The organism is Algoriphagus sp. Y33 (assembly GCF_014838715.1).
Classification (GTDB): domain Bacteria; phylum Bacteroidota; class Bacteroidia; order Cytophagales; family Cyclobacteriaceae; genus Algoriphagus.
Map to the genome: position 1 here is coordinate 1,860,044 of NZ_CP061947.1, position 16,825 is coordinate 1,876,868.

Annotated in this window: 17 protein-coding genes; 8 read left to right on the forward strand and 9 right to left on the reverse strand. The window is 40.3% G+C overall.

Translation table 11 applies throughout. From position 1 onward, the window contains the following. Nucleotides 1–188: 188 nt before the first annotated feature. Nucleotides 189–752: an AraC family transcriptional regulator gene (locus ID165_RS07435; RefSeq protein ID WP_192349728.1), complete on the reverse strand. Its 564-nt coding sequence runs from the start codon at nucleotides 750–752 to the stop codon at nucleotides 189–191. Nucleotides 753–1,258: 506 nt separating this feature from the next. Beyond that, nucleotides 1,259–1,615: a DoxX family protein gene (locus ID165_RS07440; protein WP_192349729.1), complete on the reverse strand. Its 357-nt coding sequence runs from the start codon at nucleotides 1,613–1,615 to the stop codon at nucleotides 1,259–1,261. 226 nt (nucleotides 1,616–1,841) lie between these two features. On the opposite strand from ID165_RS07440, the gene ID165_RS07445 reads away from it, so the two are divergent. From ID165_RS07445 to ID165_RS07470, 6 genes are all read left to right on the forward strand, one after another. Then, on the forward strand, nucleotides 1,842–2,234 hold the full coding sequence (locus ID165_RS07445) for a helix-turn-helix domain-containing protein (RefSeq protein WP_192349730.1): 393 nt from the start codon (nucleotides 1,842–1,844) through the stop codon (nucleotides 2,232–2,234). Nucleotides 2,235–2,398: 164 nt separating this feature from the next. Continuing rightward, the gene (locus ID165_RS07450) at nucleotides 2,399–2,860 is read left to right on the forward strand and encodes a GbsR/MarR family transcriptional regulator (RefSeq protein ID WP_192349731.1); all 462 of its coding nucleotides are present in this window, start codon (nucleotides 2,399–2,401) and stop codon (nucleotides 2,858–2,860) included. A 72-nt stretch (nucleotides 2,861–2,932) separates the two neighbouring features. Then, nucleotides 2,933–4,303, forward strand: a complete 1,371-nt coding sequence (locus ID165_RS07455; protein ID WP_192349732.1) for a TolC family protein — start codon at nucleotides 2,933–2,935, stop codon at nucleotides 4,301–4,303. Between the two features lie 19 nt (nucleotides 4,304–4,322). Further along, on the forward strand, nucleotides 4,323–5,375 hold the full coding sequence (locus tag ID165_RS07460; RefSeq protein ID WP_192349733.1) for an efflux RND transporter periplasmic adaptor subunit: 1,053 nt from the start codon (nucleotides 4,323–4,325) through the stop codon (nucleotides 5,373–5,375). Nucleotides 5,376–5,377: 2 nt separating this feature from the next. Beyond that, nucleotides 5,378–8,536 carry an efflux RND transporter permease subunit gene (locus ID165_RS07465; RefSeq protein WP_192349734.1) on the forward strand — a complete coding sequence of 1,053 codons (3,159 nt, stop codon included), beginning with the start codon at nucleotides 5,378–5,380 and terminating at the stop codon, nucleotides 8,534–8,536. A 30-nt stretch (nucleotides 8,537–8,566) separates the two neighbouring features. Beyond that, nucleotides 8,567–8,797 (forward strand): acyl carrier protein, encoded by a 231-nt coding sequence (locus ID165_RS07470; protein ID WP_192349735.1) that lies wholly within the window; start codon nucleotides 8,567–8,569, stop codon nucleotides 8,795–8,797. An 842-nt stretch (nucleotides 8,798–9,639) separates the two neighbouring features. On the opposite strand, the gene ID165_RS07475 is transcribed toward ID165_RS07470, so the two are convergent. The 4 genes from ID165_RS07475 to ID165_RS07490 form a co-directional block, all read right to left on the reverse strand. Next, complete coding sequence (locus ID165_RS07475) at nucleotides 9,640–9,840, reverse strand: hypothetical protein (RefSeq protein WP_192349736.1); 201 nt, start codon at nucleotides 9,838–9,840, stop codon at nucleotides 9,640–9,642. A 551-nt stretch (nucleotides 9,841–10,391) separates the two neighbouring features. Beyond that, nucleotides 10,392–11,228, reverse strand: coding sequence for a hypothetical protein (locus tag ID165_RS07480; protein WP_192349737.1), 837 nt, complete (start codon nucleotides 11,226–11,228; stop codon nucleotides 10,392–10,394). Between the two features lie 249 nt (nucleotides 11,229–11,477). Then, nucleotides 11,478–12,140 carry a DUF6266 family protein gene (locus tag ID165_RS07485; protein ID WP_192349738.1) on the reverse strand — a complete coding sequence of 221 codons (663 nt, stop codon included), beginning with the start codon at nucleotides 12,138–12,140 and terminating at the stop codon, nucleotides 11,478–11,480. 321 nt (nucleotides 12,141–12,461) lie between these two features. After that, the gene (locus tag ID165_RS07490) at nucleotides 12,462–13,046 is read right to left on the reverse strand and encodes a hypothetical protein (protein ID WP_192349739.1); all 585 of its coding nucleotides are present in this window, start codon (nucleotides 13,044–13,046) and stop codon (nucleotides 12,462–12,464) included. A gap of 571 nt (nucleotides 13,047–13,617) precedes the next feature. Between ID165_RS07490 and ID165_RS07495 the strand changes: the two genes are divergently transcribed. Both ID165_RS07495 and ID165_RS07500 read left to right on the forward strand, forming a co-directional pair. Beyond that, nucleotides 13,618–14,028, forward strand: coding sequence for a hypothetical protein (locus tag ID165_RS07495; RefSeq protein WP_225587026.1), 411 nt, complete (start codon nucleotides 13,618–13,620; stop codon nucleotides 14,026–14,028). Further along, entirely contained in the window at nucleotides 14,025–14,417 is a 393-nt protein-coding gene (locus tag ID165_RS07500; RefSeq protein ID WP_192349741.1) for a helix-turn-helix transcriptional regulator, read from the forward strand. The genes ID165_RS07495 and ID165_RS07500 overlap by 4 nt, the downstream gene beginning before the upstream one ends. A 55-nt stretch (nucleotides 14,418–14,472) precedes the next feature. Here the strand turns inward: ID165_RS07500 and ID165_RS07505 are convergent, their stop codons facing one another. The 3 genes from ID165_RS07505 to ID165_RS07515 form a co-directional block, all read right to left on the reverse strand. Then, nucleotides 14,473–15,051, reverse strand: a complete 579-nt coding sequence (locus tag ID165_RS07505; RefSeq protein ID WP_192349742.1) for a DUF4411 family protein — start codon at nucleotides 15,049–15,051, stop codon at nucleotides 14,473–14,475. Continuing rightward, complete coding sequence (locus ID165_RS07510; RefSeq protein WP_192349743.1) at nucleotides 15,048–16,211, reverse strand: ImmA/IrrE family metallo-endopeptidase; 1,164 nt, start codon at nucleotides 16,209–16,211, stop codon at nucleotides 15,048–15,050. The genes ID165_RS07505 and ID165_RS07510 overlap by 4 nt, the downstream gene beginning before the upstream one ends. A gap of 63 nt (nucleotides 16,212–16,274) precedes the next feature. Then, the gene (locus tag ID165_RS07515; protein ID WP_192349744.1) at nucleotides 16,275–16,691 is read right to left on the reverse strand and encodes a helix-turn-helix domain-containing protein; all 417 of its coding nucleotides are present in this window, start codon (nucleotides 16,689–16,691) and stop codon (nucleotides 16,275–16,277) included. Between the last annotated feature and the right edge of the window lie 134 nt (nucleotides 16,692–16,825).

Sequence of the window (16,825 nt, forward strand, 5' to 3'; positions counted from 1 at the left end):
AAAACGCAAAAAACATTATAGTGACAAATGGTAGGCTAAAAACTTGGGAAAGAAGGGATTTAAAGGTTAGAAAAATTAGTTTTTGAAAATATATTGACTGGAATAATAGCGTATCTCTCTTTCGTTTTCCAAAAAAATAGGTGAAGTATCTCTGGTTTATCTATTCATTTGGAGAATAGTTTAAACGCCTAAATTTTATCCAAGCTTGTTTGTTTGTGGCTGCCTTGTTTCCTAAATGCACTTGGCGACATACCCGTTTCTTTTTTGAATTGGGAAGAAAGGTATGCGACGCTGCTGTAATTGAGCAGATCAGCTATTTCTGAGAGGCTTTTCTCCTTATAGAAAATCAACTCTTTTACCCGCTCGATTTTCAATCGGGTGATGTATTTTTCTATAGTTATTCCTTCCACTTGCGAAAAAAGCTTACTCAAATACGTGTATTCATGCATGAGATTTTCGGAGATAAAACTCGAATAATTTTCCGACATGGGCTGATCAGAATGCTGTATCTGCCCGATCAAAATACTTTTGATCTGAGAGATTAAGGTTGACTTGCCTTCTTCCAGCAATTCAAAGCCACGTGCTTCGAGCGATTCCGCCAGTTGCTTCTTTTGAGGAAACTCAGGGTGGGAATCCAGCACTATTTTTCCCAATTCCACCGTAGAGTAGGGCAGTTGCAGCCGGTTTAGAACTTCCTTCACAGAAGCAATGCAGCGGGGACAGACCATGTTTTTGACGTATATCAGAGGCATATTTCAGAAATTGTTCCCATTATAACCGGATTCCATCAAGCAAAAGTTCTTAGATTTTCCTAAAGGTATATGATTCTCCGCAGTGATGACAATTGGCATCATCCCTTGCTTGCTTATCGTAAATACTCTTTTGTTTTAGGGGGAAGTCGGAAACGTTATGTTGCCTATACCGGGTAGGTAAAAAGTCCTATTTTAGCTTTATATCTCTGACTGTCCCGTAATATTGCGGAAAGGATGGGATATGGGTAAGAAGGGGCTGTCTCATATGTCACTTTCGGGATTGCTTCAACAACTATTGTATTGTGACTCAAGCCAGATAAGGTGAAAGTGACAAGGGTGAAAGAAGCTAACCTTTCACCTTTATCCTTTCTCCTTTACCCAAAAGGGATTGCTTAATAGGATGTTACTTTTTTAGAATAAAATAATTGCCAATTATGAGACAGCCTCTTTAAATTAGAATGGTGCCAAGTCAACGCTTGAATAGCGGGTAGGGCGGGAGTTTATCCTTAGTCGATCTTTTCGAGAAAAATCCTGGAAATAACCAATAAGCCGAGTGCTATTAGAGGCATTGCAAGGGTGTTGACGGGATGCCCGTTGGCAGAATGAGCTATAAAAGCAGAGATAAACGTGATCCCAAAACCTGCATAGGCCCATTCTTTGATCAGTTTGGGAACTGCGGGAATCAGCAATACCAAGGCTCCAATCAGTTTGGCAATTCCAAGCTCAATTCTGAAGAAATCTTTGAATCCCATCGAGGCAAATCCCTCAGATACACTTGGATCGGAGAAATATGCATATGCGCTGAAAAGCATCATAAGTGACACCAATCCTGTAGCTACCCAGTAAATAATTTTGTTTTTCATGTGATTATAATTTGTTTTTTAAAAGCCACATGCCCGCCTGTCGTCGGACATGGAATCTCGCATATGGGATAATCATCCCAGGGTCTGTCGTTTTTGACATGCTCGATTTCGTAAGTGTAATTTTTTTCACAAACCTAAAGGAATTAACTATACATTTGTAAGTACTATAACGTTGTATAGCACTATACTTTGGTATAGTTTTGACTAGATTACTATCAGAAGACTAATGGAGAAGCTAAATAAATCAAACCACCCGCAGTGTACAGGCATTATTCGGCCTGTACAGGATGCTTTGGACGTATTGAATGGGAAATGGAAGCTACCTATTATTGTTGCTTTGCTCCATGGATATAGGCGGTTTTCGGAAATATCCAGACAAGTACATGGGATTACTGATCGCATGCTTTCGAAGGAGCTTCGGGATCTTGAGCTAAATCAATTGGTCAACCGGACTGTCTATGATACATTTCCGGTAACAGTGGAATATACCATGACCGAATATGGAGAAACACTCAAGGATGTGATTGGAGCACTGCATGTTTGGGGTGCAAATCACAGACGGAAAATTTTTGGAAATGATTTGTCGAAGGAACCGGCAGACAAGGATCATCTTGCCTAGGCTCTTCTTTATTTTGATCAATAAATGATTATCTCAGAAAAATTGAATTGAAAATCAGGGTAATCGTATTTGCTTGAAAAAATATTTTGTTCTGTATTTGCAGAACCAAGAGAACTTTATATACCTTTGTACCGTTATCAGCGCATGACCCAAATTAATTTAAGATGATTTTAACAGAAAGACATAAGGAGCTTATCGAGCGAATAGGCGTATTTCATGAACACAAAGGGATGCAGCCGTTGGTAGGAAGGATTATAGGTTTGCTTTTGGTTCACGAAGAAGGCGAAGTTTCCTTTGATGAAATTGTAGAGCATCTGGGAGTCAGTAAAAGTGCCGTAAGTAATGCACTGACTTTCTTGCAGGCCAAAGGTAGATGTGTCTATTCTACCCGTCCCGGTGACAGAAAAAGATATTTCGCCCTGAAGCTGAGTGACTGGAGAGAAGATTTTGCTAAGGAACTCGAAAACATTGCTGAGATTCAAAAATTTATTGACGAGGTACTGGAAGTTAGGACGGATAAAAACCAAGAATTCAATTGTAAAATGAAGGACTTTTCTAACTTTTTGGGCTTTTTCAAAAAGGAGATTCCAATCTTGTTTGAGCGGTTTAGAAGACAACAGGCCTAAAAAAATTTGAATATTAAGTTCGTTAAAAACAGAACCAACTATATATTTTAAAACCAACTATTATAAAACGACATGTTAAAGAAGTATTTAACGTATGCATTTTTCTTATTGGCACCGACGGTTGCCATAGGGCAAGATGTGGTGCAGGACTTTAATCTTGCGGACACACTCACATTAAAAGAGAGCATCCGGATCGGTTTGGAGAATAACCGGACATTGAAGAAGGCGATTCTGGATGAAGAAAAGGCAAAGTATCAGCGGAATGAGATCAGGGGAGCAGGCCTTCCGCAGCTTTCGGCCTATGGTAATTACAATAATTTCATAGATGTGTTTCCTCAGGCCGTACCGGGAGGTTTGTTTGGCCCCAGTGGTCCAAATGATATTGATGTGATTGCTCTGGGTGTACCCCAATCTCTCCAGGCCGGAGCCCAATTGAATCAATTGATCTTCAGCAATTCCTATTTGATAGGATTGAAAGCAGCAAAGACCGGAGAGGAGTTTTACCGAATATTGACAGAACAGTCTGAAGAAAGTGTAATCCACGAAATCTCCATGAATTACTTGGGAGTAATTCAACTGGAGCTCCAAAAGGAAAATTTGCTGGCGAATATAGATCAGTTGGAAAGTCTTGAGAAAATACTCCAGTCTCAATATGAGAATGATCTGGCCCGCAAAGTGGATCTAAATCGTGTGAAGGTAAATCTTACCTCTATCAAAAGTGAACTGGAAAATCTGGAGATTACAATTTATCAGCAGGAGGGGTACCTGAAACTGTTGATGGGAATTCCGGTGGATACAGAGATCAATCTTGATCAATCTGTAGCCGATACAGATCAGCTCATCGAAGCATTCGAGATTCAAGATTTCAATATTCTGAATAGGAAAAATATTCAGGTGCTGGGTGTGCAGCAACAGCTCTATGAATACGAGTACAAAAATATCAAGGCAGCCCATCAGCCCCAATTAGTAGGTTTTGCTGACTTCAACAAGAATGCATTCTCTCAGGATTTTGATTTTATAGGTCAAAATAAAGTATGGTATCAGGGTTTTTTGATCGGTTTGAAACTTGAAATTCCGATTTTCGACGGCATGCAGACGAAATATAAAGCTGCCCAATCCAAAGTAAATGCGCGTCAATTAAACCTTGACCGTCTAGAGGCAGAGGATGCAGCTGAATTGGAATACAAGAATGCGCTCAATAAATATTATAATTCCATAAGCACGCTTAAGTCTCTGGATGGAAATCTTGATCTGGCTGATGAAGTGTTAAAAGAGACCACATTGCTTTACAAAGAAGGGCTAAGTCCATTGACTGACTTATTAGATGCGGAGACTACCCAACGTCAGGCGCAAGCCAATTATAACAATCAACTCATACAGGTCAGAATTGCCCAATTGGAAATTTTGAACTCTACCGGAAAAATCACAAATCTTTTACTGTAATAGAAAACTCATACCAACGATGAAAAAATTACTAATCATAGCACTTCTCCTAGTGGGTGTAGGGGCAGTAGCTTTTACGCTTTACAACAATAAGCAGGAAATGAACGAAGCCGCCACGCTTGCCATGAAGTCCAGTGAATATATATCCGTGACAGTGGAAAAAGTGGAGGAGAAAACTGTTAATAGAAATTTTGAAGCAAACGGGGTCTTTGAACCTTCCCAAGAACTGAAATTGATGTCCGAAACTTCCGGAGCGATTACGAAGATCCAAAGAAGAAAAGGTGATTATGTACGCAAGGGAGACTTGTTGGTACAGATAGACGACCGACTGCTCAGAGCTGACTATACAATAGCAAAACTAAACAGGGATCAGGCAGAGAAGGATTTGAAGCGTTTTGAAAACCTTGCGGCAACTGACGCAATTACCAAGAAGCAGTTGGAAGAAAACGAAAATGCCTTCAAAATCGCCGATGCACAATTGGCGGCTTTGAAGAAGAGACTTGACGATACGCAAGTAACCGCTCCTATAGCGGGCTTTATCAACGAAGATTACTATGAATTGGGAACATTGGTGAGCCCTGGAATGCCTTTGGCAGATATCATCAATAAGAATCCTTTGAAATTATCGGTGAATGTCACTGAAAGCGAAATCGCTAAAGTTAATAAGGGGGATGAGGTCGCTGTGAGAGTAAATGCAATGTCCAATGAGGAGTTTACCGGTAAAGTACATTTCATTTCAGATAAAGCAGACGGTTCTTTTAAATATCAAGTGGAGCTGATCATGAACAGTAAAAATCAAGATCAGATCAAGCCGGGGATGTTCGGCACGGCTCAGTTTAAATTCTCGCAGGAAGAGAAAGTGCTGAAAATTGACAGGAAATCAATTGCGGGAAGCCTTAAAAACCCCGGGGTTTATTTGATCAAAGACGGAGTGGCAGTATATCAGTCAGTAAAAATCAATCCATTGGATGATGGATCTGTGGAGATTCTGGAAGGCTTGAAGGCCGGTGATGAAGTGATAGCATCGGGTCTGATCAATGTGAAAGAAGGAACAAAAGTAAAAGTACAATAAGCATGCAAATAACTAAGATATCCATACAACGGTCGACCATGGTGGTCGTACTGTTCACCGTACTGACTCTGCTGGGGATTTTTTCCTATACGCAGTTGTCATACGAACTTTTGCCGAAGATGGAAACCAATGTAGTGACCATATCCACCATCTACCCGGGAGCAGCTCCATCGGAAGTGGAAACTTCAGTGACCAAGAAGATCGAGGATGCAGTAGCTTCTTTGGAGGGTATCAAATCCATGAGTTCCATTTCCCAAGAGAGTATTTCCATCATTACCATAGAATTGGATGCCGGCGAAGATGTGGATTATTCTATGCAGGATGCACAGCGTAAGATCAATGCAATTTTGGGTGATCTTCCTGAAGATGCAGATCCTCCCAGTTTGGGGAAGTTTGATTTGGGGGATTTGCCGATTATGCAGCTGGCGGTTTATTCCAACCTGAACCCTTCCGATTTTTATGATTTGATCAAGAACAAGGTTCAGCCTTCCTTGGCCCAGATCAAAGGTGTGGCCCAAGTGAATATGCTGGGAGGCACCGAGCGTGAGATTAAAGTGAATTTGGATAGAAACAAGCTCGATGGATACGGGATTTCCCCTGTCTCGGTAGCACAGATTATCAATTCAAGTAACCTTGATTTCCCGACGGGAAGATTGAAAAATAACGAAGGTCAAGTTTTAATCCGTCTAGCGGGAAAATTCCAAAACATCAGGGATATAGAAAATCTGGTGATTGCCTACCGTGAGGACGAATCTCCAATACAGCTGAAGGAAGTAGCCGAAGTGGCTGATTCTTATAAGGATGAGGATATAATTACGAGATTGAATGGTAAATCGGCAATTGGGCTTACCGTGCAAAAGCAATCTGATGCCAATGCAGTGGAGGTTTCGGAGATGCTGGAGCATGAACTACATAAAATAGAACAGACTTATACCGCAGAAGGAGTTTCTTTCCAAATTTCCCAGAACACTTCCGAGTTCACGTTGGAAGCGGCAAATGACGTAATCAAGGATTTGATTATTGCGATTGTGTTGGTGGCTTTGATTATGCTGTTGTTTTTGCACAGTATCCGGAATGCGGTCATTGTAATGGTGGCAGTGCCGGCATCTATCGTGGCCACATTTACGGTGATGTTCTTGGCGGGATTTACACTGAATCTAATGTCATTGTTGGCACTTTCACTTGTGGTGGGTATTCTGGTGGATGATGCCATTGTGGTAATTGAAAATATCTACCGGCACCTGGAAATGGGTAAAAGTATAAGCCAGGCTTCATACGACGGGGTCCGGGAAATCGGTTCCACAGTAGTATCCATCACTTTGGTGATTATTGTGGTATTCGTGCCGCTAGCGATGACTGGAGGTTTGATTGCAGGTATTCTGACCCAGTTTAGTATTACGGTAGCTACGGCTACACTGATCAGTTTGCTGGTTGCTTTTACGCTGATTCCGCTGCTCACCTCACGGTTTTCGAAGCTGGAGCATTTGGATAAGAATTCCTTTTTCGGGAAAATAGTTTATGGATTTGAAGCCGGATTAGATGCTTTTGTGGACTGGTTAATAGGGATTTTGAGATGGGGATTTGCACATAAATTTGCTTTGCTTGCGATCACATTCCTGCTCTTTATTTCTTCGTTCTTCTTGGTAATCCAAGGCTTTATTGGTTCCGAATTCGTTTCAGAAGGTGATAGAGGGGAATTCCTTCTTAGACTGGAATTGCCTAAGGATGCAACATTGGAGCAGACCAACTTCAAAACCAGGGAAGTGGAAGATTATCTGAGAACTTTGCCCGAAGTGACTGAAGTATTCACCACGGTAGGGGTGGCTAGTGGTCAGTTTACAGGTTCGCAGTCTTCCCCATTCACTTCTGAGGTCTTCGTGAAACTGGTAGAACCTGAGTACAGATCTATGACAGGCCCCGACTATGCCAGAAGTCTTGAAAATTACCTAGAAGAGCATATTACCGGATCCGAATATACGGGGGTGCCGATTTCTATTATGGGTACTGCGAATGATGCTCCTATTCAGGTGATTGTTTCCGGACCTGACAAGGATTCCATCCGCGTGGTGTCTGAGAAGATAGAAGCTATTCTCGCCGGGTTGAAAGGTACCCGGAAAATAGAAAGCTCATTGGAGGATGGAAACCCGGAAATCCGGGTGGAAGTGGACCGCTATAAAATGAATGAGCTAGGCCTATCCATGGATATGGTTGGCGGAACACTTCAGGTGGCGTTTAACGGTAATGACGATTCCAAATACACTGATGAGGATTACGAATATGATATTATGGTCAAGCTGAATGAGTTTGACAGAAAATCTATCTCTGATGTTCAGAATCTTACATTTCTAAACAGAGATGGTAGATTGGTCAAGCTGGAACAGTTTGCAACTGTAAACCAGTCGGAAGGGCCTACAAAATTGGAAAGAAGGGATCGGGTTTCCTCTGTGAAGATTACCTCACAGGTCGCAGGTGTCCCTTCGGGTACTGTTGGGGCTGAGTTGACTGCGGCGATTGACCAGATGGTTCTTCCGCAACAGGTACAGATCAACTATGACGGTGATATGAAAAACCAGAGCGAGGGTTTCGGCTCTTTGGGAGTAGCACTCATGGCATCCATTATTTTGATCTACCTGATCATGGTGGCACTGTATGATTCGTATGTCTATCCGCTGGTAGTGATGTTCTCACTTCCCATGGCTTTGATAGGTGCTTTGCTTGCCCTAGCCCTGACCAAGGGTACACTTAGTATTTTCTCCATCATGGGGCTGATTATGCTTATGGGTCTGGTTGCCAAAAATGCGATCCTGCTGGTCGATTTTACCAATCAGTTGAAAGAAGCCGGGGTAGAGGTGAAGGCGGCTTTGGAGAAAGCTGTGAAGATTCGGTTCCGTCCGATCCTCATGACTACCATTGCGATGGTGATAGGTATGATGCCTATTGCCTTGGCGACCGGTGCGGGTGCTGAATGGAAAAATAGCCTGGCATGGGTGATCATCGGTGGTTTGCTTTCCTCGATGTTCCTGACTCTGGTTGTGGTGCCCGTGATATACTACCTGTTTGATAGATTCATGGTGAAAATAGGGCGATCTGAGAAGAAGCATATTGATCTCGAAGAGACTGACGTGGCGGAGTTTGAATCTGAAGCCGCTGCTTACGTGTAAGGCAGTAATAAAACCAACTAATCGTCCCCAATGAAAAACTATACCGACCTCCGGAAAATATTCAAGGTCTTCCATCAATATGGAATAGATCTGACAGGAAAAAGAAAATACGCTTCTTTCGAAAGCGATTTACGTATGGACAAGGTCTTTGTGTCAGGCTTGATTTTTGAGCTGGAGTATGAACTAAGAAAAGAGATAGCTGATGACAAAGTTGAAGGTATACAGGCACCCGCCCAGATTATTGAATTGTTGATGAGTTAATTATAAGTGGGGGCGAAAAATCTTTCGCCCGGTACTTTCAAAAAAGAGTCCCGCATGTGTGGGACTCTTTTTTTCGTCAGGAGTTTTGAACCGCAGCGAGCGCAGAGTTTTTCGCGGAGGGCGCTGTAGAGCCAAGAATCAAGCTTCAAGAATCAAGAAGCCAGAGCCAAGAGAAAATTAAGGAATGCCCGGTAATCAGTCTCAGTTATCAGGGCTGAACCTTGTGACTTGAGGTTAAGTCATTCTTAATCTTTCAATATTCCAATTTTACAATCTAAATCACCGGTCTTCCAACACCGGACACGGGACAGCACACAACAGGAAAGAAAGGCAAATCGCTTCTTATAGGTTGATCTTCAATGAAACCGTTCCGCTTTTACTGTACTTTGGTTGTGGTGCTTGTGCTATGCAGAAATGCATATCCACAGGATTTGTCATTTTTGGATCAATACAATCATGTTTGGGATTCTCCCAGTGCGAATGCCGGGTAGTCCATGCCTTTTGCCAGTAGGACCGAGGGTGAGGAAACAGTCTGGGGGACTGTTTTAGTGAGAGCCTGCCCCGTAGCGCAGCGTATCGGGAGGCCAGCATGCAGCGTGGAATCTAGTGTGCAGGAAGCCTGCAGGGTGGGATAATTCCCTAAATAATGCCGTAGGCATGACAGATTGCCTAGCCAGCCATTTCAATGGCTGGTAAAATGATAATTGAATGTTTTGCAAATGCCATAGGCATGGCCGATATCAAAAATATATCGTTTGATAAAATCGTCGTTATTCCCAGATCTCTCGATAGACAAACTCCAAATGAAGGATCATCTATTTTTCGAAACCTTTTGTCAGGATTCAATAAGTAAAACCTCCATCCCGTTGTTGAGATGAAGCCTGTGTGTTTAAAATGGAATGTGTTCCATTGGGATTAACCATCACTTTGCTGTCACCATGACCATGAACCACAGAATGAGTACCATCGGGATTCACAATCACCGACTGAGCATACAGTTCAGAACTCAACATCGCGAAAAAAAGTAGTACTAAAATCTTCATAATAGTTTTTTCTGGACTGGCGAGAAGAGGTTTAGAAAATGGAGGTGAGGTTTTTAACACTATTAGAAATGGGGTGGGATAATAGGGTGGAATTACAAATTCCACCCAGTCCCAAAAATCAATGATTTGACTACGCCCAGAAGGGGATTCTACATAAGCAAGATTGATGGTTTGACTACTATAAACGTAGGATGGTAGGTGCTATATTATTAAACCGTTGACGGTACAAATCTTCAGGGATCAAGTTGTTGCACTAAACCTGCGGTAGTTTCAAATTCGACCCAAAATTTCTAAATTGAGGCGTGGAATTTGAAAATTTTAATATTTGTAACCATTTGAAAATCAATTGTTTATTTTTTTTTGTTTTGTGCATATTTTCGAAAGTTAAATCACTGATTTACAATTTTTTACAAGCTATTTCTATAGTGACGAAAAACCCATATATAAGGTGTCTCGATTCTGGTTCCCCATAAGAACCTCTCCGGTTCCATGCAACAGCGGTTTCATTGTTCGTGCTACGCACGCAACGAAAACCTAGTTGTTGGCAACAGTTATTTTAAATAGTTTTTAATAAATTGTATTAATCGATAAATAAAAAGACCTAAAACTAAATTAAAAATTCCTACTATTCCTAAAATAATTAGTGGCTTAAGCGCATAAGGAAAATTAATTGATAATAAGATAGCGGTCATAATAAAAAAGATTGCACCGTAAGCAATCATTCCTATTCCTAATTTTTTTTCTTCATCGTATTTATCATTTTCTATGATTAATTTGAGTCCTTTATGTTTGATGTCAATTCCTATTATTGGTTGTTTACCATTATTGTTTTCAGCTAGAATATTAAATCTAATTTCTGAATTACGATTAAAAACAGGAAGATAAAATTTAGAATTGGTTTGAAAATAATTTATATCATTTTGTAACTGAAGTGGGGTTGTATAATTAGGATCTTGATTCCTTTGTTCCATATCTATTTTATTGCGTTCAACTACTTCTACAAGTCTGTCATAGTGGTTTGCATCTAGAAAAATTCTTTTTCCTGAGTCAACATAATATCCATTCTGTCCTTTTATGAAAGAATCTTTATCTACCCAGATATCTACAAAAATGTCTTGAAAATCTATATTGCTATCATTGTTTAGAATTGCAGTAATGAAATTTAGATGGTTGGTTTTTAGCCCATTGTAGTAAACTTCAATATTTCCCCAGTATTCGTTTTGATTGGAAGTTGCGAGAGGCTGAAAGAGAAAATTGTATTTTATGAACGTAAGTCGATTTTTAAATTTCTCAAAATAAATACCTAGCGCTAAGCTCACTAGTCCTGTAAATATTAGAGAAATAGTTGTAGGAGCTATGTCTTTAAGAAATAATGTGATATTTTCCATTAAAATTTTTGCTTACTTGTTTATTGCTATAAATTTTTGGACCCAATTCGTCATTAATATGCACTTGTTTGAATGTTTCTCTCTCAAAAAAAACACCATTCCTCCCCTCTAAAAAGCTCCTGAAAATACTTCTATAATTTTAGGTTTGCAAGGGAATTAGGGGAAATCTGAAAGCTAAAGCCAGAAAGCTGAAGGGGAGAAGAAGTGGCTTGGGAGTGTTGAATCCTATCTCAGCGGATTGTCTTTGCACTACACAATCCCCAGATACACAGAATCTGACAAGTCCCTTTTTTTCGTCCAGGCATTTTCTTGGCTGAAGGCAATCCAGGCATGCCATTTTGAGGCTTTACCATAAGGTTGGATGGTATGACTTTCCTTATTTCGGGTATTTCCTAGAAACTCCCATTCCGAACCAGTGCCATTTTCTTCAGCGGAAAGTAGGAAAACAAATACATTGTCTGTGGGCTTGGCCGCTGCCTGCCAGGAATTGTCTGTCCAAGTGAACTTTATCCCTTCAGGAACCCGCTCTACTTTAGGATCTTGAGGGCCCAGCAGACTTCCTCTACTCACTTTCACCAAACTGATATCCAGTACTTTTGATGCTGAGGTTCCTACAAATTTGAAGGAGTTTTTCATTGTATAAGATACCGCCGCATGGTAAGGTCTGCTTGCCCCATTTTCATGATTCTGATAGCCAAAGCGTAAGATATGCGTGATGTTCTTCAGGAATTTTTGCGTCTGGGTGCTCACCGATTGGGAGTTGCGCTTTCTTTCAGAAGTTCTTGCTTTGGTACTTTTACTTTGTTTGCCGGGCTTTCTGCGGGCATACGTTACTCCGCCCACTTTGTAAAAAATCAGATCTCCCACATTACCGGATAGCCCAGCTAGGATTGAGTTAGTGATTCGTGCCATATGCTTAGTAGTTGATTTACAGCATAATATAGTTATGTCTTAGCAATATTAGCTAGTAAAAACTAAAGAAAAATGAATTTTTAGCATATTAAAAACAATAAAATAGCAATATTATAATAATCTTATACTGTTAAAATATTGGTTTTGTATTGGTCATGATATGGTTTTGAATGTGGAAATATGCTAGTTTGCATGCTGACAAACATATAGCAAAGGTGGGGGAGATGCCGGGAAGATGGCGTGTATGTAAGAAGCTAGAAAAGGATTGGATTGCCTTTATTTCATGACCAATAAGCACCAAATGGTATAAGGATTGAAATATTACTTTGCTGGCATTTCTGAGGCTACAATCAGGTATCCCAGATCATGCAGCTTGGGAAGGAAATAGGTGCAGGCTGTTTGTTTTTCAATCCCCTCCCAATAAGGCTCATAGTCAAAGGCCAGACTGTTCTGCTCACATTGCTCAAAGAATTCAAACCATTCTGTCATCACTACAGCTTTGGATACCTTTTTTAGGAATTTGAAAGGGTTCAGTAACTCATCTTCCGATAATGCCAAGCAGGATTCTGATAGCTTATGCTTTTTCCCGTAGATACCTTTCGATAGCTGTTTTAGGAATTTGGTGGTGTATTTGCCAGTCAAGCGAGAAAACTTTTCCTTTTGCTCATTCAGGAGGTATAATCCCACCACCAATTCCTTGAGCATTTTTAGCTCGTAGCATAAATAAGATGGGTCTTTTTTAAGCTCTTTCGAGGGTTTCTTGGAAATAGAAGATTCCAGAATCAATCCCAGCTTGTATCTACCGTGTTCGATAAAAGTGAAACTATAATAGCCATCCAGTATATCTAAAGGGCAACTTGGAACCTGAAGAAGAAAATCGTTGTGCTTAATTGTGATTATTTGCATGATTTAGCATTGTTGGTGTGAATTCCTAATTTCTGGACAATGCTATTTCTAAAGTATTCCTTGGGGAGGTAAAATATCCCGGATGGGAGTTTGGAGGCCTTACTGAGTTGAAAATGGAGGATATATTAAGGTTAGAAGTGAGATTTATTTAATCTACCTTTTTGGAAATAAGTGGCTCGATCGTTTTCTCGGGATAAGAATAACTTTTAATTCAAGGAATAGACGAATCTCCTTTCAAATGACTCTAATTTTTCATTATTTGTTATCAGGCTTTTTATCTTGTTCCAGACTAAAACTACCATAATGATCATCCAGACTGAGCCAGTCTAAGTTTTTACATTTGGGATCTGGGTTTCCAATCCTTTTTACTATTGCTCAATCTGTGGCGACTAATATCTATCCACTGGCGATCTAAAAAAGGCTTTTTGGAATGAGTTGGTTTAGCGGGAAGTGGGGGGATGTGTGGGGAAAGCTTGGGAGGTGATGATAGCGACAGGACAAAAATCTTACAAAAAAGAATTAGTATTATTATGAATGGTTTGCATAAGTTAACCTATTGCTTAATTTTGTTGTGAAAAGAAAGGCGAACCTAATCAGAACTTCCCACGATGGCAAGAAAGCCTTTTATCTGGACGTAGAGAATTCCGGGGATATCATGGCATTCCTGCGATCCGAGAAAGCAAATTTGAAGAAGTTTTATACTGCCATAGAGTTGATTTTGAACCATCAGGCTCCGAGAGATTTATACGATAAAGAGAATTTTGAAAAAGGATGTGAACAGGTTACTGCCATTAAATTGTTTAAAGGGAAGAAGAATCCCAGGATTTACTGCAGGCAATATGCTGACGGAGACACGGAGCGTTTTGTAATCATTGGAATAGAACTTCAAGAGAAGAAGAAATCCCAAAAATTGACAGCAACAGAAAAAAGCATCATACGAAGAGTAGCTAAATACGAATACGACTTAACACCAAAACCATGACAGATTCTATTAAAAATGAATGGGATGCACTCATGAATGAGATGTCCTATGAGGACCAAGTAGCTTCAAAAGCTGATGTATTGGCTTTGCAGTACTTGGGTCTGGTAGACAAAAAAATGGAAGAAATTCATATGAACAAAAAGGAGTTGGCAGATAAAATCGGCACTTCTGCTTCCTTTATTACCCAGCTTTTTAGAGGAGATCGTAAGCCAAATTGGAATATTCTGGCAAAGATGTCCATGGAATTGGGTTTGGATTTCAAGGTTATGACCGAGGAACTTTTTCAGGAAAAAGTGCAGGAAGAGTTGAAAAAGTATGGGGTTTTTGAAGGCAGGTCAGAGATGCGGGTGGCGGAGCCGAAAGTTGAATATGGTAAAACATCTGAATAGTATCCATTATGGAGAGCTCAGGCCTACCTTAAGGTTAGCAATAAAAATAGGAGATTTAACTAAACCCTAAATCCACCTCAGGATACTTTTCTAAAAGCTGCGGAAGTGTGATTACAGGAATACCTAGAATACCGCAGATGGCAGGGATCTTTTTGAAAAGTTTTAGGTCATTGGCTGAAGGAGTCTCTTCTGTCACTAAGTAAATTTCTTCCTCTGGGTTGTCTTTGATCAGATGTTGGCAATACATAATCAACTTTGCATCGGCAGATTCCATAAAGCGGTTTTTCTGAACTTCGAATTCTGATTCGTTGAGTTTTTTTAATTGAAATGGATTGGCGACGAACTGGTTCTTTACCATGTTTAAAAACCTAGTCGGAGCTAAGGGGATCAGTTCATCTGTCTTGGTGATGACCTTATTTTCTTTCAAAAATCCTTTATCAGTCAGAAAATCCAGCTTTTGCAGGATGATTTTCTGGCCAACAAATTTACTTTCCTCGTAAACCGCATCAAGCAGAATGATCTCACCTGAAGAAACTTTGCTCTTGATCACTTCGAATAGAACGCCCTTTTTATCAAACGGCAAATAGTACCGAACCAAACTCAATAAAGAACTGGTGTCGATCACTACAATCATCTCAGGTACTTTTCGAGTTGTTCAGGTTTGAGATGTAGCGTCTTGCAAAGCTCATATTCATTGATCACCCCATCGTAAAAAGCGGTTTGAACGGCTGAGACAAATAATGGGGATTGGATGGGTTTGGCCTGACTTGCCATTGGCTTCTTGCCCATTTCCTTTTCCAGTTCTCTTTTCTTTTTCTCAGCGTCTTTTTTAGCTTGAATGGTATCATCTTGGTCTTTTCTCATTCTGCCATATATAGCACCACTCATCTTGTTTGTTCTGACCAGATAAGTAAGGATAGCTGTAAAGCTCAGGTGGGTGCTATCAGAAATGGTTTTGATCTCATCAAATGAATAATCATTGGATTTGCCTATTTCCGGTAGATTATCAAGAGCCGCTAATTCATCTCCAGCAAGGAAGGCAAAAGCAAAATTATTACACCAAGTCTCAATCTTAGATGTGGTTGTATTATGAGCCAGTTGGTCGTAATCCATGGATTCGACTTCTTCTTGATTGAGCAGGTAATGACCCAACTCATGGGCTAAGGTGAAGATCTCGCGCTTGAAGTAATCTTGATTCCTTCTTAGTACAATGACATTAGGTTGTAAATAGAACCCGTCAATATTGCTTTTTTGTTTTAAGGAAGGGTGCTCTACAAATTCAAAGACCAAAATATTTGCTTCAGCAAATTTATTGATCAGTGCTTCCAAGAACTTCTTGGAGTCTTTTCTAAACTTTGGAAAAAGTGTTTTTCGAACTTCTTTAGCAACGGTTAGTGCATCTTCAGCCGTATTATAAATAGGCAAAGCCCTATCTATTTTAAGATCAGACATCTTGGCCAATCCCGATAAGGACAGCTTCAACTCTTCAAACTGAGTAACAATCTTTTTGGAAGCAAGGTTAAGATCAGTTCCAAATTTTTCCTTTCTAAAAAATATACTGGCTTCCTGACTTTGAATAGGAGGGTTTGGATCCAAATAATAGGATAGACCTTTGCTGAAAATCTTATCGATCCTTTTCAGATGATTGAGTTGAATTTCAGGCTTAAAAATATCTTCCCACTCCAATTTATTCTTTAATCCTTCGCTCACTAAATCCAAAAACTCTTCCTTCTCCAATCTGAACTGATGGATAAGCTGTTCTATTCGGGCAATATTATAGGGAGTGGTATTCAATGCTTTGAGCTGATTTTACTAAAAGAACGCAAAAATAGGATAATTAATCCAAATGGAATTTTGTTACCTCCCAATCAACTTCTCCAACCTCGCCATCATCTCATCCTTCTCCTTCAGCATACGCTCGTATAACTCAATCTTCTCCTCATGAAGCTTGAGGATTTTATCAACTGGATCGAAATGAAAGTTTGCGCCAGAATTGGCAATAAATGCTTCCTTATTAAAAGTATTCGAAATAATATTCACTGCCTGTTCCTCATCAAAATTCTGGAAAGCCTCTACGGGTAGTTTCAGCGCATCAGCAATCTGCGAAAGCAAACTTGTTTCGATTTCTTCTTTTTGCTCCAGCAGGGAGATCTTCTTCTGGTTCCATTCCTCACCCAATTCATACGCCAGAGATTCCTGCTTGATGCCCAGCATTTCCCTGAAGCGCTTGACGTTTCTGCCTTGGTGGATGTGTTTGGATGGGGAGTCGTTCATGGGGTGTTTCTTTTTATTTCGGTCTGTGATGATCCGCCACGGAGGACAGGCACGGCCCGAAGCGATGGACTTATTTCTGTGTTAGATCAAATTTAAGCCTTTCCTGCTTTTTACACAGGATGTGAGACTGGATT